This window comes from Streptococcus pseudopneumoniae, from assembly GCF_001072925.1.
GTDB lineage: Bacteria > Bacillota > Bacilli > Lactobacillales > Streptococcaceae > Streptococcus > Streptococcus pseudopneumoniae_Q.
The window spans coordinates 40,457-66,063 of sequence record NZ_JVHE01000127.1; the positions used below are offsets into that span (position 1 = coordinate 40,457).

Consider the following 25,607-nt stretch of genomic DNA (forward strand, 5'->3'; position numbering starts at 1 on the left):
CCTGTTTTGAAGCGGGATTTCTTTATTTTTTAATTTTCAATGAGAGGTCAAATCAGTATATAACTTTACTTTTTGGACAAAATTTGTTAAAATATAACCATGTTACAAAACCTAACATATGAGGAGAAATAAAACATGAAACTTAAAAAACGTTTGATTGGAGCGGGGTTGACACTTGCTGCTGCGGTCCTATTGACAGCATGTGGCCGGTCAGCATCAGACGGCAAAACATACTCGTCTACCTTTGGTGCAGATCCAACAACCTTCAACTATCTCTTGGACTACGCTGGTGATAACACTGCTATTATAACCAACTTGGTTGATGGTTTGCTTGAAAATGATAACTATGGAAACCTAATTCCTGCCCTTGCAGAAGATTGGAGTGTTTCTAAGGATGGTTTAACTTATACCTACAAACTTCGCCAAGATGCCAAGTGGTTTACAGCTGACGGTGAAGAATACGCTCCCCTTAAAGCACAAGACTTTGTAACTGGTATCAAGTATGCTGCTGACAACAAGGGACAAGCCTTGGACTTGATTCAGAACTCTATCAAGGGCTTAGATGATTATATAACAGGTGCAAATACGGACTTCTCAAATGTTGGTGTCAAAGCCTTAGATGACTATACTGTCCAATATACCTTGACACGACCAGAACCATTCTGGAACTCAAAAACAACCAACAGTATCTTGTTCCCTGTAAACGAAGAATTCCTTGCTTCTAAAGGTAAAGACTTCGGAACTTTGAAACCTGACAGCATTCTTTATAGCGGACCATATTTGTTAAAAGATTTTACATCTAAGTCTTCTATCGAATATGTGAAAAACCCACATTACTATGACCAAGAAAAAGTAACGATTGAAAAGGTAAAATTGGCCTACTTTGATGGTTCAGACCAAGACTTGACAATCCGTAACTTTGAAAGTGGTGCTTACTCATCTGCAGGTGTTTATCCAAACAGCTCAAACTTCGCTAAGACCAAGGAAAAATACAAGGACAATATCGTTTATAGCTTGCAAGATGCAACATCTTGGTACTATAACTTTAACGTCAACCGTGGTGCTTATAACCACACTGCAAAAACAAGCGATGAGCAAAAACAAGCAACTCAAGCTGCAGTTTTGAATAAAAACTTCCGTCAGGCAGTTAACATTGCCATTGATCGTACAGCTTACTCAGCTCAATCAAACGGTGAAGAAGCAGCTAAAAACACTCTTCGTAACTCGCTTGTACCACCAACTTTCGTACAAGTTGGAGACAAGACTTTTGGTGAAACAGTTGCTTCCAAATTGGTCAACTATGGTACACAATGGTCAACTATGAATCTTGAAGATGCTCAAGACGGTTATTTCAATAAAGAAAAAGCACAAGCCAAGTTTGCAGAAGCTAAAAAAGAATTAGAATCCCAAGGTGTGAGCTTCCCAATTCATTTGGACTTGCCTGTAGACCAGGTTAACAAGACCTTGCTTTCTGGAACAAACTCAATCAAACAATCAATCGAATCAACGCTCGGTTCTGAAAATGTAGTGGTTGATGTTATCCAATTGTCGACAGATGATTATACAAATGCAACAGTTCAAGCACCAACTCCAGCTGATCATGACTATGATTTGAACTTGGATGGATGGTCAGCTGACTACCAAGATCCATCAACTTATCTCAATCCTTTCAATGCTGAAGATGGATTCTATCTCAAGATTTTGGGACTTGATCCAAGCAAGGATGCTGATAAGATCACAAGTATCGGATTGGACCAATATACTCAAAAATTAAAAACAGCAGATGCAGAAAATACAGACGTAGCTAAACGCTATGAAAACTATGCAGATGCACAAGCTTGGTTGATTGATAGTTCCCTTCTAATCCCAGTTGTGTCAAACGGTGGTGGGGCTTCAGTGACTCGTGTAACACCATTTACACGTGCATACTCACTAGTTGGTATCAAAGGAACTGGAAGCAACTACAAGTACATGAGATTGCAGACAGATGTTGTTACAAGCTCTCAATTTGCTGACGCCAAGGCTAAATGGGAACAAGAACGTAAAAATTCTGTCGAAAAGAGTCAAAAAGACTTTGAAAGTCACGTGAAATAAGTATAAAGAGTGATAGTAGAACAGAAATCGGTAAGCCCAAACTTGATCTCATAGTTTAAAAGATGAACAAAAAATCTTTAGCTACCGTGATAAAGTTTCATGATCAATAAACATAAAGGTCGGGATTTTTGCCCCGACCTTTTTAACATAGCAGCCTCTTTTAAGTAAAGTTTTAGCTATTTTATCATTGGAGTTTACTATTCTTGTTTTTAAGGTAAATAAAAACGATTACCAAGTGTATGTCGATGGTATCCAGTACCACTTTGTGATATAATTAAAATAAAAAATACTTTGTAGAGGTGTAAGTTGAGTAGACATTCAAAAGAAAGAAAAACGAGCAAGATTCAACAAAGCATCAATATTATTTTGTTGTTTGTATATACCGTGCTTGCTTGTTTTTTGCTGTTTTTAATATTCAAATATCATATTTTAGCAATTAGCTATGCCAATATTCTTATAGCAATCGTGATGATCTTGCTTGCGCTAATAGCTTTATTTTTGATTCTAAAGAGAAAAGCTAAGATTTTCACCATGATTTTACTCTTGGTGTCGGTATTTGTCAGTTCCATTTCTTTGATTGGAGTTCATCAATTTATCAGCCTAGCAAATCAACTCAATGCGACATCTAACTATTCTAGTTACTCTATCAGTGTTGCAGTTTTGGCGGATAGCGAGATTGGAAATGTCTCGGAATTATCCAGTGTGACGGCTCCGACCAAAACAGATGCAGAAAATATTAAAAAACTGCTCGATGATATTAAGACAAGTCAGAGTAAAGACTTAACGGTTGAAGAGAGTGCTTCCTATCTTGCTGCTTATAAGAGTTTGCTTGCTGGAGAGACCAAGTCAATCGTTTTGAACAGTGTCTTTGAAAATCTGATCGAGCAAGAGTACCCAGATCATGCCAAAAAGATCAAGAAGATTTATACCAAAGAACTAACCAAGACTGTTGAGGCACCTAAGGTTTCTCAAAACAAGGCTTTTAATATCTATATTAGTGGGATTGATACATACGGACCGATTAGCTCCGTTTCTCGTTCGGATGTCAATATCATCATGACTGTCAATCAAGAAACCAAGAAAATTCTTCTGACAACAACGCCTCGTGATGCCTATGTGCCCATAGCTGATGGCGGTAATAACCAAAATGATAAATTGACCCATGCAGGTATTTACGGCGTGGATGCTTCCATTCATACATTAGAAAATCTCTATGGAATTGATCTGAATTACTATGCACGACTCAACTTCACTTCCTTCTTGAAATTGATTGATCTCTTAGGTGGTGTCGATGTTTATAATGATCAAGACTTTACATCACTTCATGGGAACTATCACTTCCCTGTTGGGAATGTGCACCTAAACTCTGAGCAGGCTCTAGGTTTTGTTCGTGAACGTTATTCCTTAACTAATGGAGACGGTGACCGTGGACGTAATCAACAAAAAGTCATTGCTGCCATTATTCAAAAACTAACTTCGGCAGAAGCCTTGAAGAATTTTGATGGTATTATGCAAAGTCTGCAAGATTCTGTACAAACCAATATGCCTCCTGAAACCATGGTTAGCTTAGTAAATGCCCAACTAGCAAGTGGAGGGAAATATACTGTCATCACTCGAGATCTAAAGGGAACTGGTCGTATGGATCTTCCTTCCTATGCCATGCCTGACAGCAGCCTTTATATGCTAGAGGTCGATCCAAATAGCTTAGAGGCACTCAAAACAGAAATCAAAGATATCATGGAAGGAAAATAAGATGATTGATATCCATTCGCACATAGTTTTTGATGTAGACGATGGCCCAAAGGATAAGGCAGAGAGTATAGCCCTTCTAAAGGAAGCTTATGCTCAAGGAGTTCGCACCATCGTTTCGACTTCTCATCGTCGGAAAGGGATGTTTGAAACACCAGAGGAGGATATTGCAAGAAATTTTAAAGTTGTCAAGGAGTTGGCTAAAGAGATTGCTCCCGACTTAACCATTTTGTATGGAGCAGAGATTTATTACAGCAGTGATGCTTTAAAAAAATTAGAGAACCAACAGATTCCGCAACTAAATGGCACTCGCTATGCCTTGATAGAATTTAGCATGAATACCCCTTATCGTGAAATCCATAGCGCATTGACCAATGTTTTGATGTTGGGAATAACCCCTGTTATTGCCCATATAGAACGTTATGATGCTTTGGAAAATAATGAAAAAAGGGTGCACGACCTCATCAACATGGGATGTTATACACAGGTCAACAGTTCGAGTATCCTCAAACCAAAACTGTTTGGTGATACCTATAAATTCATGAAAAAGCGTGCTCGCTATTTCTTAGAGAGGGACTTGGTTCATATAGTTGCTAGTGATATGCATAATCTAGAGGGTCGTCCACCTTATATGCGAGAGGCTTATGAGATAGTGAGCAAAAAATATGGCCAAGAAAAGGCTAGGGAACTCTTTGTGGAAAATCCTGAAAAAGTCATTAAAGATCAAATAATATAGGAGTTAAAATGAAAGAACAAGAAACTATTGAAATCAACGTTATTCAGTTGTTAAAGGCACTATGGGCAAAGAAGCTACTAATTCTCCTTGTAGCTATCGTAGCAGGAGCTGTTTCCTTTGCATATAGTAGTTTTGTAGTCAAACCTGAGTATAGAAGTACAACGCGAATCTATGTGGTCAATCGAAATCAAAACGATAAAGCAGGACTAACAAATCAGGACTTACAAGCAGGGGCCTACTTGGTCAAGGACTATCGTGAAATCATTCTATCTCAAGATGTCCTAGAGAAAGTAGTTGCTGATCTTGGCTTGAACGTTAATGCAAAAGCATTGGCTAAAAAGGTTCAAGTAACGGTCCCTGCAGATACACGTATCGTATCTATTTCAGTTAGTGATCATAAACCTGACGAAGCAAGTCGTATTGCAAATGCACTGCGAGAAGTTGCAGCACAGAAAATTATCGCAGTTACTCGAGTTTCGGATGTAACAACTCTTGAAGAAGCACGTCCAGCTACTGGACCATCATCACCAAATATCCGACGCAATACCTTAATGGGAATCGGTGCTGGTGCAGGCTTGGTGATTGTCGTGGTTCTATTGGTTGAACTTCTAGACGACCGTGTTAAACGTCCAGAAGATATCGAAGACGTTATGAAAATCTCACTCCTTGGAGTCATTCCAGATATGGATAAATTAAAGTAAGGGAGAACTTATGGCAAAGTTAGAATTAGCACAACAAAAACTGAACTCTTTAAAAAAGGCGGAAGAGTATTACAATGCTTTACGTACAAATATACAACTGAGTGGGAATAACTTAAAGGTTATTGCAGTTACATCGGTCGATCCGAGTGAAGGAAAATCTACAACTTCTACAAATATCGCTTGGGCTTTTGCGCGTGCAGGCTACAAAACGCTATTGATTGATGCCGACATCCGAAATTCAGTCATGTCTGGAGTATTCAAGTCAAGAGAAAAAATCACTGGTTTGACAGATTATCTAGCTGGGACTCAGGATTTGTCACATGGTCTCTGTGAAACAGACGTTGAAAATTTATTTGTAGTTCAATCAGGAGCAGTTTCACCGAATCCAACAGCTCTCTTACAAAGCGCCAACTTTGAAAAAATGATTGAGACTTTACGCAAATATTTTGATTATATCATAGTTGATACTGCACCTATAGGGGTTGTAATTGATGCAGCCATTATTGTACAAAAATGTGATGCATCCATTTTAGTTACTGAAGCTGGTGTGGCAAAACGAAGAGAAGTGCAAAAAGCCAAAAGTCAGTTAGAACACACTGGGAAACCATTTTTGGGTGTGATTTTGAATAAATTCGACATTCAACGTGAAAAATATGGTTCTTATGGTGGCTATGGCAATTATGGGGAAAAAATAAAATGAAGTTAGGGAGTCCAGTATGGAAGGAAGGGGTTTCTACAATGTAACTCTGGCATTCTTACAGAGTATACTTGTTAGTGTATTAGCTTATATACTGATTGCAATTTCAGAAACTGATATTGTTCCAAATACAGTATTCGTCTTATTTTTTCTTCACTTTGCAGCCTTCTACATTAGTGATTATGGTAAAGATTTTTTCAAACGAGGCCAGTATGTTGAGTTAGTAGAAACGATCAAATACGTCCTCTTTTATGCCTTGTTGATTAGTTTTTCAAGTTTCTTCCTAAAAGAAAAATTTGTGATTTCTAGACGAGGAATGCTCTATTTGCTTTCCTTGTATGGTGTTTTGAATTATCTACTTAGTTTCTTTGTGAAGCGTTATTGGAAAACCATTAATCATAATTTGAAGAGCAGTCGTAATATTTTGTTGATCACAGCGACATCACGTACTGAAAAAGTGTTGGACCGTTTGTTGACCGCTAACGATGTTCAAGGGAAACTGGTTGCAGTCAGTGTTTTAGACATGCCAGACTTTACTCATGAAAAGGTGACGGTTGTTCCGAGGGAACAGTTGATCTCTTATGCAACGCATGAGGTAGTGGATGAAGTCTTTGTCAATCTTCCAAGTGAAGACTATGACATTGGAGCTATTATTTCTCAGTTTGAAACCATGGGAATCGCTGTCACAGTCAATCTCAATGCTTTCGACAAAAACTTAGGTCGTGATAAACAAATCCATGAGATGGCGGGCTTGAACGTAGTGACATTTTCTACAAATTTTTACAATCCGAGCCATGTGATTGCTAAACGCATCCTTGACATTTGTGGTGCTATCGTTGGGTTGATCCTTTGTGGAATTGCTAGTTTATTTCTAGTTCCCATGATTCGTAAAGATGGGGGACCAGCAATCTTTTCTCAGACTCGTATCGGAAAAAATGGTCGTCACTTTACCTTCTATAAATTCCGCTCAATGCGTATTGATGCAGAAGCTATCAAGGAACAGTTGATGGAGCAAAACACGATGCAAGGTGGGATGTTTAAGGTGGATAACGATCCTCGAATTACTAAGATTGGGCACTTTATTCGAAAGACAAGCTTGGATGAATTGCCACAATTTTGGAACGTGTTGATCGGGGATATGAGTCTAGTCGGGACTCGCCCGCCAACGGTAGATGAGTACGAAAAGTACACACCTGAGCAAAAACGTCGCCTTAGCTTCAAACCTGGAATTACAGGCTTGTGGCAAATTAGTGGTCGCAGTGCAATCACCAACTTCGATGATGTTGTAAAGTTGGACGTGGCTTATATCGATGGTTGGACCATCTGGAAAGATTTTGAAATATTACTAAAAACTGTAAAAGTTGTGTTGATGAGAGATGGAGCGAAGTAGGAAATGAAAGTATGTTTAGTTGGATCCAGTGGAGGTCATTTGACACATTTGTATCTATTGAAACCTTTCTGGAAGGATAAAGAAAGATTTTGGGTTACTTTTGATAAGGAGGACGCTAGGAGTGTACTCTCTGAGGAGGTTTTATACCCCTGTTATTATCCAACCAATCGTAATATCAAAAATTTAATAAAAAATACATTTCTTGCTTTTAAAATAATAAAAAAAGAGCGACCAGATGTAATTATTTCCTCTGGTGCTGCTGTCGCTGTTCCTTTCTTTTACATTGGAAAGTTGTTTGGGTCAAAGACAGTCTATATAGAAGTATTTGATAGAATTGATGCTCCGACAATGACAGGGAAACTCGTTTATCCAGTAACTGACAGGTTCATTGTCCAATGGGAAGAAATGAAAAAAGTATACCCAAAAGCAATTAACCTAGGAGGAATATTCTAATGATTTTTGTGACTGTAGGTACACACGAACAACAATTTGATCGCTTGATCAAAGAAGTTGATCGTCTAAAAAAAGAAAATCTTATTCAAGATGAGGTATTTATTCAGACAGGATATTCCAATTATATTCCGAAATATTGTGAGTGGGAAAAGATAATTTCTTATGAAAAAATGAATCAAATGATTGAGGAATCGGATATTATCATTACTCATGGTGGGCCAGCGACGTTTATGGGGGTTATTGCTAAAGGTAAAGTTCCGATAGTTGTTCCAAGACAAAAAAACTTTGGAGAGCATGTGAATGACCATCAGTTAGAATTCTGTAATAAAGTAAAGCAGTATTATCCAATTATTGTAATTAATGATATAAAAAAACTACTTACAAATTTAAGAAACGATAAATCAGAAGTAACAATTAATAGTAATAATAAGGAGTTTTGTAGGAAATTGGAAGAAAGAATAGGTAGCTTGTGATGAATTTAAAGAAATCATTCCGTTTATTTGCTCAGAAAACAATATTTAAAGTATTTTCTGTTATTAATAAATATATAAAAAAAGAAAAGCAAATACTTATATATTCCCCAAAAGAACTCTCTGATAATTCATTATCTCTATTTGAATACTTGATAGACAATGAATATTATACAAAGTATAAGATATACTGTTCTTGTACAGACTATCATAATTTAAATTCGAAATACAAGAATCTAAAAAATGTATATTTTATAAATGGAATTAATGGGGTATTAAAATACTTTACAAGTAGCTTCGTATTTTACTCTTTTGGGAAAATTCCTATTATTCCTTTTAATCAACGTGTAGTCCAGATGTGGCATGGTATGTTTTTTAAAGATATTGATAAATATCAGAAAAAAATTGTAAAAAAGGAAAAATACTACACAGACGTAATTGTTACAAGTGAGATGTTTAAAGAACTAGCTACAAAAGTTCATTCTTGTGATATCGAAGTTGTTAAAGTCTGTGGTCAAAGTAGAACAGATGTTTTTTTCAATGAAGAAAAAAAAGTTACTTCTAAATACATTGTCTGGTTGCCAACATTTAGGCAATCTGAGAAATTAGGATATAGTGATACAAATTCGGAAGAAATTTTGATAGGAGATTATTCGTTCGAAGAATTAAAAAAAGTGAATAACCTCCTAAAAGAAGACAATCTAAATATGATAGTGAAGCTTCACCCACTTCAAACACTTCCTGCTAATATGCCTAGCTATAGTAATATTCAGATACTGTCAGAAGAAAATAGTAAGGAAAAGAACATAAAATTATATGAATTATTAAGAGATAGTATCGCATTAATAACAGATTATTCTTCAGTTTTTTACGATTATTATTTGCTAGATAAACCAATAGCTTTTTGTATAAGAGATTTTGATGATTACAATAAAAATAGAGGATTTATAGTAGAGAATCCTATAGACTACCTAAAGGGAAATAAAATAAAATCCTTAGATGATATGTGTAATTTCATAAATGAAATTACACATGATGTGGATAAATTTAAAGAAGAACGAAGGGAATTTAATGAAAAAGTAAATAAATATAGAGATGGAAATAATAGTAAAAGATTGTTAGAAAAAATTGGAATTAACTAAGGAGGGCTGTTATGAAAATCGCACTATTGACAGCGTCAGGAATAGGAAGCCGAATAAAACAAGATATACCGAAACAATTTATACATGTTGATAATAGGCCTCTCATTATTCATACGCTAGAAAAATTTCAAAATCATCCAAACATTGATGAAATTTGTGTAGTAGTATTAAAAGGTTGGGAAGAAATGTTGAAAACATATGCTAGACAGTTTAATATTACGAAATTAAAATATATAGTAAATGGTGGAGAAACCGGTCAGTTATCTATCTATAATGGTCTTAATGAAATAAAGAAAAAAAATGTAGATAGGCAAGTGACTGTTTTAATTCATGATGGTAATCGACCGATGGTAAGCAACGAAATTATTGATGATGCGTTTTCAACCTATAGTCGATATGGAAATGCAGTGGCTGCAATTCCTTGTGTTGAGGTTACTTTTGTATTAGATAACGAGTCTGAAAATCATTCTATTAGCTCTTTAAAAAGAGAGTTATTGAGGAGAACGCAGACACCTCATATTTATAATTTAGATGATATATTGGAACTTCATAACAGAGCTATAGAAAATGGAATAACTGAGGTTGCAGCTTCCTGTGAATTAATGAAGATGTTCGGAAAAGAGACGTATTTTTCTATGGGGTCTGAAAAAAATTTAAAAATAACCACGTTAGATGATCTAGAAATTTTTAAAGCCCTTCTCAAATCTAAAAAAGAAAATTGGATTAAGGATTAAACTGTGAACTTATTTGACATAAGTCTATATAAGGATTATGTAGACAAATCTATAAAAAATATAGTTGGTGTTGAGACTTTAAAGGATAAATCAATTCTTATCACGGGATCAACAGGCCTTATTTGTTCGACTATTATTGATCAATTGATTATACTGAATAAGAATCACCAATTCGGAGTTAAAATTTATGCTTGTGCAAGGAATGAAGAAGGACTAAAAAAACGATTTGGAACTTATGTAGATAATGAAAATATTGTTTATGTTCCTTATGATGCTAATAAAGATATTGATTTTAATTTCTCTGTTGACTATATAATTCACGGAGCCAGTAATGCAAGCCCAGATTTATATATCAGTAATCCTGTAGATACAATGCTTAGTAATTTTCTAGGTATGAAAAATTTACTAGATTATGCCTTGAAAAAATCAGTAAAGTCTGTAGTTTATGTTTCATCTAGTGAAGTGTATGGAAAAAAAGAAAATCATACCCCATATCAAGAAGATGAGTATGGATATGTAAATATTTTAGATGTGAGATCTTCCTATTCAAGTTCAAAACGAGCAACAGAGACATTATGTAAAAGTTATTCTGAACAATATGGCATAGCTATAAAAATTGTTCGTCCAGGTCATATTTATGGTCCTAGATTAAAAATAACAGATAAAAGGATTTCATCTGCTTTTATGTATGATGCAATCAGAGGACAAAACTTAGTAATGAAAAGCAAAGGAGAACAACTACGATCATATTGTCATAGTTTGGACTGTGCAAGTGCAATATTGACAGTTCTTTTGCAAGGTCAGTCTGGTGATGCATACAATATTTCAAATAAAAAATCCATTATATCAATAAGAGAGATGGCATCTATAATAGCTGAAGTAGCTGGAGTAAAATTGCTATTTGAATTACCAAATGAATTAGAAGAAAAACAAAAAAATCCTATGGATAATTCTAGCTTAGATAGTACAAAATTGGAAAAGTTAGGATGGGTAGGTATGTTTGAAGCTAAGGAAGGATTAGAGAGTACATATAAAATTTTAGATAGAAGTAAAATTAAAAGAACATCATAGAATATATGCAATATAGATTGCTACCCAATCACTTTAGTAGAAATATTAGCAGGAGGAATAATGGAAAAAGTTTCAGTAATAGTTCCAGTATATAATGTTGAAAAATATTTAAAATATAGTATAGGAGGTATTCTAAAACAAAGCTATAAAAATTTAGAAATTATTCTAGTAAATGATGGCTCCGAAGATAATTCTCTTGCTATATGTGAAGAATATTCTAAGAAAGATAATAGAATTAAAATAATTTCAGTTGAGAATGGCGGACAAGGAAGAGCTAGGAATATTGGATTAAAACATTCAACCTCTGACTGGATTTTATTTTTAGATGCAGATGATTATTATGATAATAATGCGGTAGAATATCTTGTAGAATTAGCTGAACGATATGATTCAGATTTAGTAGTAACTCCATTAAGAGTGGTAAGAGATCACACTCAGGATAGAAATGTCTATTCAAACAAGGATGAAAAAATAGTTATCTTGAATAAAGAGAGATTGATAGAAGAAATGTATTACGGAAGACTCTTGGGGGCTACACCATGTGGAAAATTATATCGAAGGGAAATATTAGAAAAGTGGCCTTTCCCAGATCAACTTTTTGAAGATCTAGCTATAGCTTATAAGCATTTAATGGACGCTAAGAAGGTAGTTGTGTCAAATCAATATTATTATAATTATTATCAACGTATTGGAAGTACAACGAAGAGTAAATACACATCAAAATTAGAAGATTTTTACAGAGCTATAGAAAAAAATTATAGATATTTGGAAGAAGATTTTCCAGATAATAGAGAATTATCTATTGCTTTGAGAACAAGAATGTTTACTGGAGGTTTTCAAGTAGTAAACTCTATGATTGAATCTGCAATGTCAACAGAAGTAAAAGCTAAATCTTTAGAATATAGAAGAGATTTACTCATGGTAATTTTTAATAGTAAGATCACAAAAAACCATAAAATAAAGCATATACTATTCAGTATCAGCCCTAAATTATATGCTTTTGTTTTAAAAAAATATCTAACCAACAAATAAATAATTAAAAAATAAGGAGGGTAGTAATGATTTTAAGTATTGTTGTTCCAACATATAATATAGAAAAATATATAGAGAGAAATATAGAGTCTTTCCTCAATGTAGAGGATAAGTTGAAGAATTTGTTTGAAGTATTGATTATTAATGATGGAAGCACAGATAATACTCTACAAGTAGTGACAGAATTAATAGAAAAAATAGACTGTTTAAATATAAGAGTAATAAACAAGAGTAATGGTGGACATGGTTCAGCAGTAAATAAAGGCATAGAGGAAGCTAAAGGAAAGTATTTTAAGATAGTAGATGGAGATGATTGGGTAAAAAAATCAGATTTTGAAGAGTACTTAAAAAGATTAGAAAAAACTGATGTAGATATGGTTGTTACGAATTTTAGCAAGCAATTTACGTATGAAAATAGAGTGGAATTAGAAAAGGTAATCAATGTTGAAGATTATTATAAAAATAATAAAATTCCCAAAATTTTTCCAATGCATAGTGTTACATATAAAACATGTATCCTAAAAGAAAATAATATCAAATTGACAGAAAAAATCTTTTATGTAGATATTCAGTATATAGTTTTTCCTTTGAAATATATTAACGATTGGGAATACTGGAATTTAGATGTATATCAGTATTTCTTAGGTAGACCTGATCAAAGTATGGCCATAGAAAATAGAATGAAAAATATTGAACATAGTAGAAAAGTTACAGAAAGCATATTGGAATTCTATAGCACATTGGGAGATGTATATTTTAAAGATCTAGTTCACTCTCTTCTAAAAGGTTTACTGAACACGAGATATCTATTGGCGTTCTTGTCAGATGATAGAGAGCGATTATTAAAGGAAACTACAGATTATATTAGAAAATATAAACTAGAATACACCTATGATTCTCGTATGAAGACAAGCTACTTATTATATTTTAATGAAATACATAATAGAAGATATTCATTTATAATATATCCAATAGTTAGTTTTAAATTAAATAGGTTAAGCAAGTACGGGATATAGGAGCATCCAGCATGAGTATAAAAGTAAATATATATCAGTTACTTTTTTACATATCTTTTATTATTATAGTTGGTTCAAAATATCTAGGGCAAACGGCCTTTGTAAATGAATACCCTCTATTTAGTGAATTGATAAAAATTTTAATAATTATAGCGTGTATCCTTTTATTATTAAAATATATTTTAGAACCACATATTAAAAAGTTTATTATCTTTTCGATAGTTATTTCGACGATAGTAGTAGTAGTATCGTATAATTCAGATAGTTTTTTCATTTTAATGCCTATAGTAGCACTAATGTTAAACATGAATAATATAGATATAAATAAGGTTATAAAAGTTTGGCTTATAGAGATTATAGCATTGATGATTTTTCTAGCAATATGCTATAGACTGAATATAGTAGGGGAAGTTATAAATTCAGGAGTTAGAACAGGTGGGAAAATACGATATGCTCTAGGGTATACATATTCAACATTTAGCTCGAATTACTTTTTCCATGTGACAATCTTCTATTTATATTTAAGAAAACATATGATTAAATATGTAGAACTAATAGCTTTATTTCTCATAAATTTATATCTATATTCTTTAACTGATACGAGAGCAGTATTCTATTACTCTACAGCTGCTATTATTGTTTGTTTGTTTTTAAAGGTATTGAAGATAAAAACATATAGTCTTTTTTTGAATAAGTACAGTATGCTATTTTCAGCAATTATAGCTGGAGTTTTGTCATGGAGTTATAGGTATAGACTACCACTTTTGGATCATATGAATTTAATATTAACAGGTAGATTACGACTTGGAAGTGCTGCTTTCAATAACTTTGACATAACGTTTTTTGGACAAAAAATAAGATGGATTTTTGAACAAAATATGTTTTCGGAATTAACATATAATTATGTAGATTCTTCATATCTAAATATTTTATTTAGATTTGGAATAATAATTTTACTTTTAATATTGGTTGGATATTATATTGTTGGATCAAAGAATCTCAGTAGAAATACATATTATACAATGATGATTGTATTTTTGTCACTACATTCTATGTTTGACCCTCAATTAATAGATATAATGTATAATCCAGCGATTTTGTTTTTAGGATATGTTATATATAGTGAAGATGAGATAAAAAAAGTCATTCCTATGGATTATAATTGAAAAAAATTATGTATATCAACAGCTTTAAAAACAATATATGTTTTTTCTATATTCACTTATAAGGGATCAAAGAATCTCTATTCTTGGCAGAGGTTGTATTATTAGATATTATTGAGGATACTTAAGTTGATTTTTCGTTGATTATCGCAAAAATTATAAGAGATTTTCATTTTTAAGTGTACCTGTTTTTGCATCAAGAATTTGGAACATGATGATTTTTCTAAACACCTCAAAATGTAAAAATTTAAAAGCCAAAAAATTCTTTTTTCTTTAGAAAAAAGAATTTTTAGAGACTACTTTAAAATATGTAGTTTGAAATTTCTAATGATCTATTTTTATTTTGTAAAATAGAATATATTTAATAAAAACGAAGTAGGAGTCTCTCTTTGAAATGAAAATCTTAAAAAACTACGCCTACAATCTTTCTTATCAATTGTTGGTGATTATTCTCCCGATTATTACGACTCCCTATGTAACACGGGTTTTTTCATCGGATGATCTAGGGACTTATGGCTATTTTAACTCCATTGTTACTTATTTTATCCTCTTAGCGACTTTAGGGGTTGCCAACTATGGGACCAAGGTCATTTCGGGGAATCGCAAGGAAATTGGAAAAAACTTTTGGGGAATTTATTCTCTGCAATTAGGTGCAACATTTCTTTCTTTGTCATTGTATGTTGTTCTTTGTTTGACACTTCCCTTTATGCAAAATCCAGTTGCCTATATTCTAGGATTGAGTTTGGTTTCTAAAGGCTTAGACATTTCTTGGCTTTTTCAAGGTTTAGAGGATTTTCGAAAGATTACAGTTCGAAATATCACGGTTAAACTCGTTGGAGTCGCCTCCATCTTCCTCTTTGTCAAGTCGGCAAATGATCTTTATCTCTATGTCTTTTTGCTAACCATTTTTGAACTATTGGGGCAACTCAGTATGTGGTTACCAGCTCGAGAGTTTATCGGTAGACCTCATTTTGATATAGATTATGCTAGTCATCATTTGAAGCCAATTATTTTATTATTCCTTCCTCAAGTAGCTATTTCTTTGTATGTTACTCTAGACCGTACCATGCTTGGAGCATTGGCATCTACAAAAGATGTAGGAATCTATGATCAGGCTTTAAAATTAGTAAATATTCTTCTGACCTTAGTAACATCTCTGGGAAGTGTTATGTTGCCACGTGTTTCGCATCTATTAGCGACAGGTGAAAGCAAAGCGGTCAATAAGATGCATGAAATGTCCTTCCTCATTTATAATTTAGTCATTTTCCCAATTATGGCGGGGATGTTAATTGTAAATGATGATTTTGTTCAATTTTTCCTTGGTCAAGATTTTCAAGATGCACGTTATGCCATTGCTATTATGATCTTCCGTATGTTCTTCATCGGTTGGACTAATATAATGGGAATTCAGATACTGATACCTCATAACCAAAATAAAGAATTCATGATTTCAACAACGGCTCCTGCAATAATCAGTGTAGGCTTGAACTTGCTATTTCTTCCTAAACTTGGTTATATCGGAGCAGCGATTGTCTCTGTATTGACAGAAGCACTTGTGTGGGCAATTCAATTGTACTTTACCCGCAGACATCTAAAAGAAGTTCCTATTATCGGATCAATGGCAAAAATTGTACTCGCATCGGCTATCATGTATGGCCTTTTGTTAGGTTCAAAAACAGTTATACATTTTTCACCAACCTTAAATGTTATAATATTTGCAGTTCTTGGTGGAATCATCTATCTTTTTGCAATTTTATCTCTGAAAGTGATAAATGTGAAAGAACTAAAACAACTTATTAGGAAAAACTAGAATGAGAAAAATTAGAAATATCAACCTAGATTTAATAAAAGTGCTTGCCTGTGTTGGAGTTGTTTTACTTCATACAACAATGGGCGGATTTAAAGAGACAGGCTCATGGAATTTTTTGGCATATTTATATTATTTAGGTACCTACTCTATTCCCCTATTTTTTATGGTCAATGGTTATTTATTGTTAGGAAAGAGAGAGATAACTTATCCCTACATACTCCAGAAAGTAAAATGGATTCTAATAACAGTGTCATCATGGACATTTATCGTATGGCTTTTTAAACGAGATTTTACAACTAATCCAATCAAAAAAATTGTAGGTTCTTTGCTACAAAAAGGTTATTTCTTTCAGTTTTGGTTTTTCGGTGCACTAATACTTATCTATCTATGTTTGCCGATTTTGAAAAAATTTCTAAATTCCAAAAGAAACTATTTATACCTTATTTCTTTATTGGTCGCTATTGGGGTGATTTTTGAGTTATCAAATATTCTACTTCAAATGCCGATACAAACATATGTTGTACAAACTTTCAGATTATGGACCTGGTTTTTCTATTATATTTTAGGTGGTTTTGTAGCGCAATTTAATGTGTGTAGTCTCAAATCAAGGTTTAAGAATTGGATGAAAATAATTAGCCTACTTTTGTTATTGATTTCACCAATAATAATGTTTTTTCTAGCGAAAACAATTTATCATAATCTTTTTGCTGAATATTTTTATGATATTTTATTTGTAAAGATTGTAACTTTAGGTATCTTCTTGACAGTATTCACACTTGATTTGAATGGTGATAAGAGTAAATGGATTGTTTCTCTTTCTAATCAAACTATGGGGGTTTTCATAGTACACACTTATATTATGAAGATGTGGGAAAAACTATTTGGTTTTAGTTTCGTAGGGGCATACTTACTATTTTCTATATTTACATTGTGTGTAAGTTTCATTGTTATTAGAATGTTAATGAAAGTTCCTTATCTTAATCGAATCATTAAATTATAAAAAGGAGAAAAAATGTACGATTATCTTATCGTTGGTGCAGGTTTGTCAGGGGCAATCTTTGCACACGAAGCCACAAAACGTGGCAAAAAAGTAAAAGTGATTGACAAGCGTGATCACATCGGTGGAAATATCTACTGTGAAAATGTTGAAGGTATCAACGTTCACAAGTACGGTGCCCACATTTTCCATACTTCAAACAAAAAAGTTTGGGACTATGTCAACCAGTTTGCTGAGTTTAATAACTATATCAACTCACCAGTAGCCAACTACAAGGGCAGTCTATACAATCTTCCTTTTAATATGAATACATTCTACGCTATGTGGGGAATCAAGACTCCGCAAGAAGTTAAGGATAAGATTGCCGAGCAAACGGCTGACATGAAAGATGTTGAGCCTAAAAACCTTGAAGAACAAGCTATCAAGTTGATTGGTCCAGATATCTACGAAAAGTTGATCAAGGGATACACTGAAAAACAATGGGGCCGTTCTGCAACAGACCTTCCGCCATTTATCATCAAACGTCTTCCAGTTCGATTGACTTTTGATAATAACTACTTTAATGACCGTTACCAAGGAATTCCAATCGGTGGGTACAACGTCATCATTGAAAACATGCTAGGCGATGTAGAAGTAGAACTTGGTGTTGACTTCTTTGCTAATCGTGAAGAACTTGAAGCTTCAGCTGAAAAAGTTGTCTTTACAGGAATGATTGACCAGTACTTTGATTACAAACATGGTGAGTTGGAGTATCGCAGTCTTCGTTTTGAACATGAAGTCTTGGATGAGGAAAACCATCAGGGAAATGCAGTGGTCAACTACACAGAGCGTGAGATTCCTTTTACTCGTATCATTGAGCATAAGCACTTCGAGTATGGTACACAACCGAAGACGGTCATTACTCGCGAATACCCAGCCGATTGGAAACGTGGGGATGAACCATACTATCCGATTAATGACGACAAAAATAATGCTATATTTGCTAAGTACCAAGAAGAAGCAGCCAAAAATGACAAGGCCATCTTCTGTGGACGTCTAGCAGACTATAAATACTATGATATGCATGTGGTTATTGAACGTGCACTTAGTGTAGTAACGGATGAGTTTGGTTACTGAAACTTGCATTTTTAACAATTTAATTATTATACAACAACAAATAAAGGTACCCTACTATGAAAGGAATTATTCTCGCGGGTGGTTCGGGGACGCGTTTATATCCGTTGACTCGAGCTGCATCAAAACAACTGATGCCGGTTTATGATAAACCGATGATTTACTATCCACTTTCAACTTTGATGTTGGCTGGGATTAGGGATATTTTGATTATCTCAACTCCTCAAGATTTGCCTCGATTCAAAGAACTTTTGCAAGATGGCTCTGAGTTTGGGATTAAACTTTCTTACGCAGAGCAACCGAGTCCAGATGGTTTGGCGCAAGCCTTTATCATTGGGGAAGAGTTTATTGGCGATGACAGCGTTACTCTGATTTTAGGTGACAATATCTATCACGGTCCTGGCCTTTCGAAGATGCTACAAAAAGCAGCTAGTAAGGAGTTAGGAGCGACTGTCTTTGGCTACCATGTGAAGGACCCAGAACGTTTTGGTGTTGTTGAGTTTGATGAAGATATGAACGCTATTTCTATCGAAGAAAAGCCAGAACACCCTCGTTCAAATTATGCAGTTACAGGTCTCTATTTCTACGATAATGATGTGGTAGAAATTGCTAAAAATATAAAACCAAGCCCTCGTGGTGAATTGGAGATTACAGACGTTAACAAGGCTTATCTAGAACGTGGAGACTTATCAGTTGAGCTTTTAGGGCGTGGTTTTGCTTGGTTGGATACTGGCACTCATGAAAGTTTGCTAGAGGCTTCACAGTACATCGAAACAGTCCAACGGATGCAAAATGTTCAGGTGGCAAATTTGGAAGAAATTGCCTATCGCATGGGATATATCAGTCGAGAAGATGTATTGGCCTTAGCCCAACCACTTAAGAAAAATGAATACGGGCAGTATCTGCTTCGTTTGATTGGAGAAGCATAGATGACAGATAATTTTTTCGGTAAGACTTTTGCGGCACACAAGGTTGATGCAATTCCAGGTATGTTGGAATTTGATATCCCCGTTCATGGTGATAATCGTGGCTGGTTTAAAGAAAATTTCCAAAAGGAAAAAATGCTTCCACTTGGATTTCCAGAGTCTTTCTTTGCAGAAGGAAAATTGCAAAACAATGTATCCTTCTCACGCAAAAATGTTCTCCGTGGTCTCCACGCAGAGCCTTGGGATAAGTACATCTCTGTAGCAGATGGTGGGAAAGTTCTGGGTTCTTGGGTTGATTTACGTGAGGGTGAAACCTTTGGTAATACTTATCAGACGGTCATTGATGCTAGCAAGGGAATCTTTGTTCCTCGAGGTGTAGCCAATGGTTTCCAAGTCCTATCAGATACAGTTTCTTATAGTTATCTGGTCAATGACTACTGGGCTCTTGAACTCAAACCCAAGTACGCCTTTGTGAACTACGCTGATCCAAGCCTTGGCATCGAATGGGGAAATCTTGCAGAAGCAGAGGTTTCAGAAGCAGATAAAAATCATCCACTGCTTAAGGATGTAAAACCTTTGAAAAAAGAAGATTTGAAAAAAGAAGATTTGTAAAAAGAAAAGAATATGACTGAATACAAAAAAATTATCGTGACGGGTGGAGCTGGTTTTATCGGTTCCAACTTTGTCCACTATGTTTACAAGAATTTTCCAGATGTTCATGTGACAGTCTTGGACAAGTTGACTTATGCTGGAAACCGCGCGAATATTGAGGAAATTTTAGGCGATCGTGTTGAGTTAGTTGTTGGTGACATTGCGGATGCAGAGTTGGTAGACAAGTTGGCAGCTCAAGCAGATGCTATCGTTCACTATGCAGCGGAAAGTCATAATGATAATTCACTCAATGATCCATCGCCATTTATCCATACCAACTTCATCGGAACCTATACTCTTTTGGAAGCGGCTCGCAAATATGATATTCGTTTCCACCATGTGTCTACAGACGAAGTTTATGGTGATCTTCCTCTACGTGAGGATTTGCCAGGTCATGGTGAAGGACCAGGTGAGAAATTTACCGCTGAAACTAAATATAACCCAAGCTCTCCGTACTCATCAACTAAGGCAGCTTCAGACTTGATTGTCAAAGCCTGGGTACGTTCTTTTGGAGTCAAGGCAACGATTTCTAACTGTTCAAACAACTACGGTCCTTATCAACACATTGAAAAATTTATCCCACGTCAGATTACCAACATCCTAAGTGGCATAAAGCCAAAACTGTATGGTGAAGGTAAGAACGTTCGTGACTGGATTCACACCAATGACCATTCTTCAGGTGTATGGACAATCTTGACAAAAGGGCAAATCGGAGAAACCTACTTGATTGGTGCTGATGGTGAAAAGAACAACAAGGAAGTTTTGGAACTAATCCTTAAGGAAATGGGACAACCTGCCGATGCCTATGATCATGTGACTGACCGTGCAGGACATGACCTTCGTTATGCGATTGACGCAAGCAAGCTCCGTGATGAGTTGGGCTGGAAACCAGAATTTACTAACTTTGAACAAGGTCTCAAAGAAACCATTCAATGGTACAAAGATAACCAAGACTGGTGGCAAGGAGAAAAAGAAGCTGTTGAAGCCAACTACGCTAAAACACAAGAGGTTCTTGAAAAATAAAAGGCGCTGGGACAGAAATCGATAGACAAAATCTCGATTTCCTAGTCCCAGCCCCGCGAAGACGATTAGGAGTTTTTGGAGTCTAAAATTCAAACAAAAAGTCCAATTAGCTACCGCGTCAAAGTTTGATTGCTAATAAAAAGTGAGGTAGGGATTTTTTGTCCCAACCTCTATTGCTATACCGAAGAATTGTGAATCAGTTGAAAGGAAGAAAAATGATTTTAATTACAGGAGCAAATGGCCAATTAGGAACGGAACTTCGCTATTTATTGGATGAGCGTAATGAAGAATACGTTGCTGTTGATGTGGCTGAGATGGATATTACCGATGCAGAAATGGTTGAGAAAGTTTTTGAAGAGGTGAAACCGACTTTAGTCTACCACTGTGCTGCCTACACAGCTGTTGATGCAGCAGAGGATGAAGGGAAAGAATTGGACTTTGCCATCAATGTTACGGGGACAGAAAATGTCGCAAAAGCATCCGAAAAGCATGGTGCAACTCTAGTCTACATCTCTACAGATTATGTCTTTGACGGTAAGAAACCAGTTGGGCAAGAGTGGGAAGTAGATGACAAACCAGATCCCCAAACAGAATATGGTCGTACTAAGCGTATGGGAGAGGAGCTTGTAGAAAAACACGTTTCAAACTTCTATATTATCCGTACTGCTTGGGTTTTTGGAAATTACGGCAAAAACTTTGTCTTCACGATGCAAAATCTTGCTAAAACTCATAAGACCTTGACAGTTGTAAATGATCAACATGGTCGACCAACCTGGACGCGTACCTTGGCTGAGTTCATGACTTTCCTAGCTGAAAATCGTAAGGAATTTGGTTATTACCATTTGTCAAATGATGCGACAGAAGACACAACTTGGTATGACTTTGCGGTTGAAATTTTGAAGGATACCGATGTCGAAGTCAAGCCAGTAGACTCAAGTCAATTTCCTGCCAAAGCTAAACGTCCACTAAACTCAACAATGAGTCTTGCAAAAGCCAAAGCTACTGGATTTGTCATTCCAACTTGGAAAGATGCCTTGAAAGAATTTTACAAACAAGAACTTAAAAAATAGCCTTACTGGAGGCCAAAATGTATACAGAAAGAGAGGGAAGAGAGATTCTCTTTCTTTTTTTGTTTACTCGTCTATGCAATCGTCGGATAATTATAAAAATTCAAGAAAAAGCTTGTTTAAATGTTAGAAAATTCGAGCACGAATGTTTTTTTTGTGTTATAATATTTTGTGAGTAGTTATGCCTTGGTGTAGCTATTAAAAATAGAAGTGTGAAACTGGGAAGATAGAGAGGACGCAGTGTAATGACTAGAAATGGTTTTTTTACAGGCTTAGATATCGGAACTAGCTCTATTAAAGTGTTGGTTGCAGAGCTTGTAAATGGTGAAGTAAATGTAATTGGCGTTAGCAATGCCAAAAGTAAAGGTGTCAAAGATGGGATTATCGTTGACATCGAAGCAGCAGCGACTGCTATTAAGTCTGCAATTTCTCAAGCAGAAGAAAAAGCAGGAATTTCAATCAAGTCTGTAAACGTTGGCCTACCAGCTAATTTGCTACAAGTTGAGCCAACTCAAGGCATGATTCCAGTGACATCAGATACAAAAGAAATTACGGATCAAGATGTCGAAAATGTTGTCAAATCAGCCTTGACTAAGAGTATGACTCCAGACCGTGAAGTCATCACCTTTATTCCAGAGGAATTTGTCGTAGATGGATTCCAAGGAATTCGTGATCCTCGTGGCATGATGGGTGTGCGTTTGGAAATGCGCGGTCTCTTGTACACTGGCCCACGTACGATCCTCCACAATCTTCGTAAAACTGTTGAGCGTGTAGGCGTTCAAGTCGAGAACGTGATTATTTCACCTCTTGCAATGGTTCACTCTGTCTTGAATGAAGGTGAACGTGAGTTTGGTGCGACTGTTATCGACATGGGTGGTGGTCAAACGACTGTTGCCACTATTCGCAACCAAGAACTTCAATATACAAATGTCAACCAAGAGGGTGGCGATTATGTCACAAAAGACATTTCAAAAGTTCTCAAGACTTCTAAGAAAATTGCAGAAGGTCTAAAATTGAACTATGGTGAAGCTTATCCACCACTAGCTAGCAAGGAAACTTTCCAAGTTGAAGTGATCGGTGAAGTTGAACCAGTTGAAGTAACTGAAGAATACTTGGCTGAGATTATTTCAGCAAGAATCAAGCACATTTTTGAGCAAATTAAGCAAGATTTGGAAAGACGTCACCTATTAGACTTGCCAGGTGGTATTGTCTTGATTGGTGGAAATGCTCTTCTTCCAGGTGTCGTTGAATTGGCCCAAGAAGTATTTGGAGTACGCGTTAAGTTATTCGTACCAAATCAAGTGGGTATTCGCAATCCTGCTTTTGCCCATGTCATCAGCTTATCAGAATTCGCTGGTAGTCTTACTGAAGTGAATATTTTGGCACAACGAGCAATTCGAGGTGACGAAAGTTTACGCCACCAACCGATTGACTTTAGAAGTTCAGCTCAACCAGTTTCACCTGTTTCTCCACGACCAGTATTTAATACAGTGACAACTCCTGAGCCTGAAACAACTCAATCTGTTGAACCAGTAGCTCCTCTTCAATCAGAAGAAAAGAGCAAAGGTAAATTAACGGATCGTTTCCGTAGCTTGATTGGAAGCATGTTTGACGAATAAAATAGAGGAATATAAATATGACATTTTCATTTGATACAGCAGCAGCACAAGGTGCAGTAATTAAAGTAATCGGTGTCGGCGGTGGTGGTGGAAATGCCATCAACCGTATGGTTGACGAAGGCGTTTCTGGCGTTGAATTTATCGCAGCCAACACAGATGTACAAGCTTTGAGCAGTACAAAAGCTGAGACAGTTATCCAGCTCGGCCCTAAATTGACTCGCGGACTTGGTGCAGGAGGTCAACCTGAAGTTGGTCGTAAAGCTGCAGAAGAAAGCGAAGAAGTATTGACAGAAGCGATCAGCGGTGCTGACATGGTCTTCATCACTGCTGGTATGGGTGGTGGTTCTGGTACAGGTGCTGCACCAGTTATCGCTCGTATTGCAAAAAGTCTTGGTGCTTTGACAGTCGGTGTTGTAACTCGTCCATTTGGTTTTGAAGGAAGCAAACGTGGACAATTTGCCATCGAAGGAATTAACGAACTTCGTGAGCATGTTGATACACTCTTGATTATCTCAAACAACAACTTGCTAGAAATCGTTGACAAGAAGACTCCACTTCTTGAAGCATTGAGTGAAGCTGACAACGTTCTTCGTCAAGGTGTACAAGGGATTACAGATTTGATTACAAATCCTGGTTTGATCAACTTGGACTTTGCAGACGTTAAGACGGTTATGGCCAACAAAGGTAATGCCCTCATGGGTATTGGTATCGGTAGCGGTGAAGAACGTGTTGTAGAAGCTGCTCGTAAAGCAATCTACTCACCACTTCTTGAAACAACTATCGATGGAGCAGAAGATGTGATTGTCAACGTAACGGGTGGCTTGGACTTGACTTTGATTGAAGCTGAAGAAGCATCAGAAATTGTTAACCAAGCAGCTGGTCATGGTGTTAACATCTGGCTTGGAACATCTATCGATGAGACAATGAAAGACGAAATCCGCGTGACTGTTGTTGCAACAGGAGTACGTCAGGATAAAGTTGAGAAAGTTGTAACTGCTCAACCACGTCAAGCAACACATCGTGAACCTGCTCGAACTAGCCATGTACAAACTTTTGACCGTAATTTTGATATGGCTGATACAGCAGAAATTCCAACTCCAAGTTATCGCCGTCAAGAAGCGCCAAAGACATCGGCCTTTGGTGACTGGGACTTGAGACGCGATGCCATTGTTCGTCAAGGAGAACCAGTTGTTTCTCCAGTGGAACGCTTTGAAGTTCCAGCGGCAACAGATGAAGATGAGTTGGAAACACCACCATTCTTTAAAAATCGTTAATGAAGATGAATTTAAAAGAAAATACGAACCTTGTTTTTCAACAGATATCGAATGCAGTTCAGGAAGCCGGTCGTGAAAAAGATTCGGTTTCTGTGATTGCGGTGACCAAATATGTAGATGTTGAAACAGCCTCAGCTTTGGTTTCGCAAGGAGTGCAACACATTGGTGAGAACCGTGTTGATAAATTTCTTGACAAGTATCATGCACTAAGTGATAAGAATCTTACCTGGCATTTGATCGGAACCTTACAGAGACGTAAAGTCAAGGAAGTGATTTCTTATGTGGATTATTTTCATGCTTTAGATTCCTTAAAGCTAGCTCAGGAAATTCAAAAACGAGCGGACCACAAGATTAAGTGCTTTTTGCAAGTAAATATTTCTCAGGAAGAAAGTAAGCACGGTTTTTCGAAAGAAGAATTGTTAGCCCTCTTACCTGAACTTTCAGAATTAGACCAGATTGAGTATGTAGGTCTGATGACCATGGCTCCATTTGAAGCAACTAGTCAAGAATTACTAGAGATATTTAAAGAAACGCAAGAATTGCAAAAAACCATTCAAGAAAAACATCTCCCCAATATGCCGATGACAGAACTAAGTATGGGTATGAGTCGAGACTTCAAAGAAGCGATTCAATGTGGTTCAACTTTCGTTCGAATCGGTACAGCATTTTTTAAATAGGA

24 protein-coding genes and 1 pseudogene are annotated in these 25,607 nt (G+C 35.9%); all 25 read left to right on the forward strand.

Annotated features, from left to right (window positions below; translation table 11 throughout):
• Positions 1-135 precede the first annotated feature (135 nt).
• The 25 genes and pseudogenes from ADH81_RS10185 (at position 136) to ADH81_RS10300 (ending at position 25,605) form a co-directional block, all read left to right on the forward strand.
• Entirely contained in the window at positions 136-2,094 is a 1,959-nt protein-coding gene (locus tag ADH81_RS10185; RefSeq protein ID WP_049528867.1) for a peptide ABC transporter substrate-binding protein, read from the forward strand.
• Positions 2,095-2,400: 306 nt separating this feature from the next.
• Positions 2,401-3,846 (forward strand): LCP family protein, encoded by a 1,446-nt coding sequence (locus ADH81_RS10190; RefSeq protein ID WP_049528869.1) that lies wholly within the window; start codon positions 2,401-2,403, stop codon positions 3,844-3,846.
• A 1-nt stretch (position 3,847) separates the two neighbouring features.
• Entirely contained in the window at positions 3,848-4,579 is a 732-nt protein-coding gene (gene cps4B / locus ADH81_RS10195) for a capsular polysaccharide biosynthesis protein Cps4B (protein WP_049528871.1), read from the forward strand.
• 8 nt (positions 4,580-4,587) lie between these two features.
• Complete coding sequence (locus ADH81_RS10200) at positions 4,588-5,280, forward strand: CspC family polysaccharide chain length determinant protein (protein WP_049528873.1); 693 nt, start codon at positions 4,588-4,590, stop codon at positions 5,278-5,280.
• Positions 5,281-5,290: 10 nt separating this feature from the next.
• Entirely contained in the window at positions 5,291-5,980 is a 690-nt protein-coding gene (locus tag ADH81_RS10205; protein WP_049528875.1) for a tyrosine-protein kinase, read from the forward strand.
• 16 nt (positions 5,981-5,996) lie between these two features.
• Positions 5,997-7,367 (forward strand): sugar transferase, encoded by a 1,371-nt coding sequence (locus ADH81_RS10210; protein ID WP_049528878.1) that lies wholly within the window; start codon positions 5,997-5,999, stop codon positions 7,365-7,367.
• Positions 7,368-7,370: 3 nt separating this feature from the next.
• The gene (gene pssD / locus ADH81_RS10215; protein WP_049528880.1) at positions 7,371-7,820 is read left to right on the forward strand and encodes a PssD/Cps14F family polysaccharide biosynthesis glycosyltransferase; all 450 of its coding nucleotides are present in this window, start codon (positions 7,371-7,373) and stop codon (positions 7,818-7,820) included.
• Positions 7,820-8,293, forward strand: coding sequence for a glycosyltransferase (locus tag ADH81_RS10220; protein WP_049528883.1), 474 nt, complete (start codon positions 7,820-7,822; stop codon positions 8,291-8,293). The genes pssD and ADH81_RS10220 overlap by 1 nt, the downstream gene beginning before the upstream one ends.
• A complete protein-coding gene (locus ADH81_RS10225) occupies positions 8,293-9,432 on the forward strand; it encodes a CDP-glycerol glycerophosphotransferase family protein (RefSeq protein ID WP_049528886.1) in 1,140 nt (379 codons plus the stop codon). Before ADH81_RS10220 ends, ADH81_RS10225 begins: the two co-directional genes overlap by 1 nt.
• Positions 9,433-9,443: 11 nt before the next feature.
• Complete coding sequence (locus tag ADH81_RS10230) at positions 9,444-10,166, forward strand: IspD/TarI family cytidylyltransferase (RefSeq protein WP_049528887.1); 723 nt, start codon at positions 9,444-9,446, stop codon at positions 10,164-10,166.
• Positions 10,167-10,169: 3 nt separating this feature from the next.
• On the forward strand, positions 10,170-11,237 hold the full coding sequence (locus ADH81_RS10235; RefSeq protein WP_053092342.1) for an NAD-dependent epimerase/dehydratase family protein: 1,068 nt from the start codon (positions 10,170-10,172) through the stop codon (positions 11,235-11,237).
• A gap of 60 nt (positions 11,238-11,297) precedes the next feature.
• The gene (locus tag ADH81_RS10240) at positions 11,298-12,269 is read left to right on the forward strand and encodes a glycosyltransferase family 2 protein (protein ID WP_049510370.1); all 972 of its coding nucleotides are present in this window, start codon (positions 11,298-11,300) and stop codon (positions 12,267-12,269) included.
• Positions 12,270-12,295: 26 nt separating this feature from the next.
• Positions 12,296-13,285: a glycosyltransferase family 2 protein gene (locus ADH81_RS10245; RefSeq protein ID WP_049510372.1), complete on the forward strand. Its 990-nt coding sequence runs from the start codon at positions 12,296-12,298 to the stop codon at positions 13,283-13,285.
• Positions 13,286-13,296: 11 nt separating this feature from the next.
• Positions 13,297-14,451 carry a hypothetical protein gene (locus tag ADH81_RS10250; RefSeq protein WP_049510374.1) on the forward strand — a complete coding sequence of 385 codons (1,155 nt, stop codon included), beginning with the start codon at positions 13,297-13,299 and terminating at the stop codon, positions 14,449-14,451.
• A gap of 391 nt (positions 14,452-14,842) precedes the next feature.
• Positions 14,843-16,258, forward strand: coding sequence for a flippase (locus ADH81_RS10255; protein ID WP_049528890.1), 1,416 nt, complete (start codon positions 14,843-14,845; stop codon positions 16,256-16,258).
• 1 nt (position 16,259) lies between these two features.
• Positions 16,260-17,258 carry an acyltransferase gene (locus tag ADH81_RS10260; protein ID WP_049528893.1) on the forward strand — a complete coding sequence of 333 codons (999 nt, stop codon included), beginning with the start codon at positions 16,260-16,262 and terminating at the stop codon, positions 17,256-17,258.
• Between the two features lie 12 nt (positions 17,259-17,270).
• The gene (gene glf, locus ADH81_RS10265) at positions 17,271-18,371 is read left to right on the forward strand and encodes a UDP-galactopyranose mutase (RefSeq protein ID WP_049528895.1); all 1,101 of its coding nucleotides are present in this window, start codon (positions 17,271-17,273) and stop codon (positions 18,369-18,371) included.
• Positions 18,372-18,427: 56 nt separating this feature from the next.
• The gene (rfbA, locus tag ADH81_RS10270) at positions 18,428-19,297 is read left to right on the forward strand and encodes a glucose-1-phosphate thymidylyltransferase RfbA (protein WP_049528898.1); all 870 of its coding nucleotides are present in this window, start codon (positions 18,428-18,430) and stop codon (positions 19,295-19,297) included.
• On the forward strand, positions 19,298-19,906 hold the full coding sequence (locus ADH81_RS10275) for a dTDP-4-dehydrorhamnose 3,5-epimerase family protein (RefSeq protein WP_049528900.1): 609 nt from the start codon (positions 19,298-19,300) through the stop codon (positions 19,904-19,906). It begins immediately after the preceding gene.
• A 12-nt stretch (positions 19,907-19,918) separates the two neighbouring features.
• Positions 19,919-20,968, forward strand: coding sequence for a dTDP-glucose 4,6-dehydratase (rfbB, locus tag ADH81_RS10280; RefSeq protein WP_049528903.1), 1,050 nt, complete (start codon positions 19,919-19,921; stop codon positions 20,966-20,968).
• A gap of 215 nt (positions 20,969-21,183) precedes the next feature.
• Complete coding sequence (rfbD, locus tag ADH81_RS10285; protein ID WP_049528906.1) at positions 21,184-22,038, forward strand: dTDP-4-dehydrorhamnose reductase; 855 nt, start codon at positions 21,184-21,186, stop codon at positions 22,036-22,038.
• 242 nt (positions 22,039-22,280) lie between these two features.
• Positions 22,281-23,472, forward strand: a pseudogene (ftsA, locus tag ADH81_RS10290) (cell division protein FtsA); the annotation flags it as partial.
• On the forward strand, positions 23,463-23,654 hold the full coding sequence (locus tag ADH81_RS11655) for a cell division protein FtsA C-terminal domain-containing protein (RefSeq protein WP_398578144.1): 192 nt from the start codon (positions 23,463-23,465) through the stop codon (positions 23,652-23,654). The pseudogene ftsA and the gene ADH81_RS11655, both read left to right, overlap by 10 nt.
• Before the next feature lie 17 nt (positions 23,655-23,671).
• Entirely contained in the window at positions 23,672-24,928 is a 1,257-nt protein-coding gene (gene ftsZ / locus ADH81_RS10295; protein ID WP_049503964.1) for a cell division protein FtsZ, read from the forward strand.
• 5 nt (positions 24,929-24,933) lie between these two features.
• On the forward strand, positions 24,934-25,605 hold the full coding sequence (locus tag ADH81_RS10300) for a YggS family pyridoxal phosphate-dependent enzyme (RefSeq protein WP_049528936.1): 672 nt from the start codon (positions 24,934-24,936) through the stop codon (positions 25,603-25,605).
• Positions 25,606-25,607: the final 2 nt, after the last annotated feature.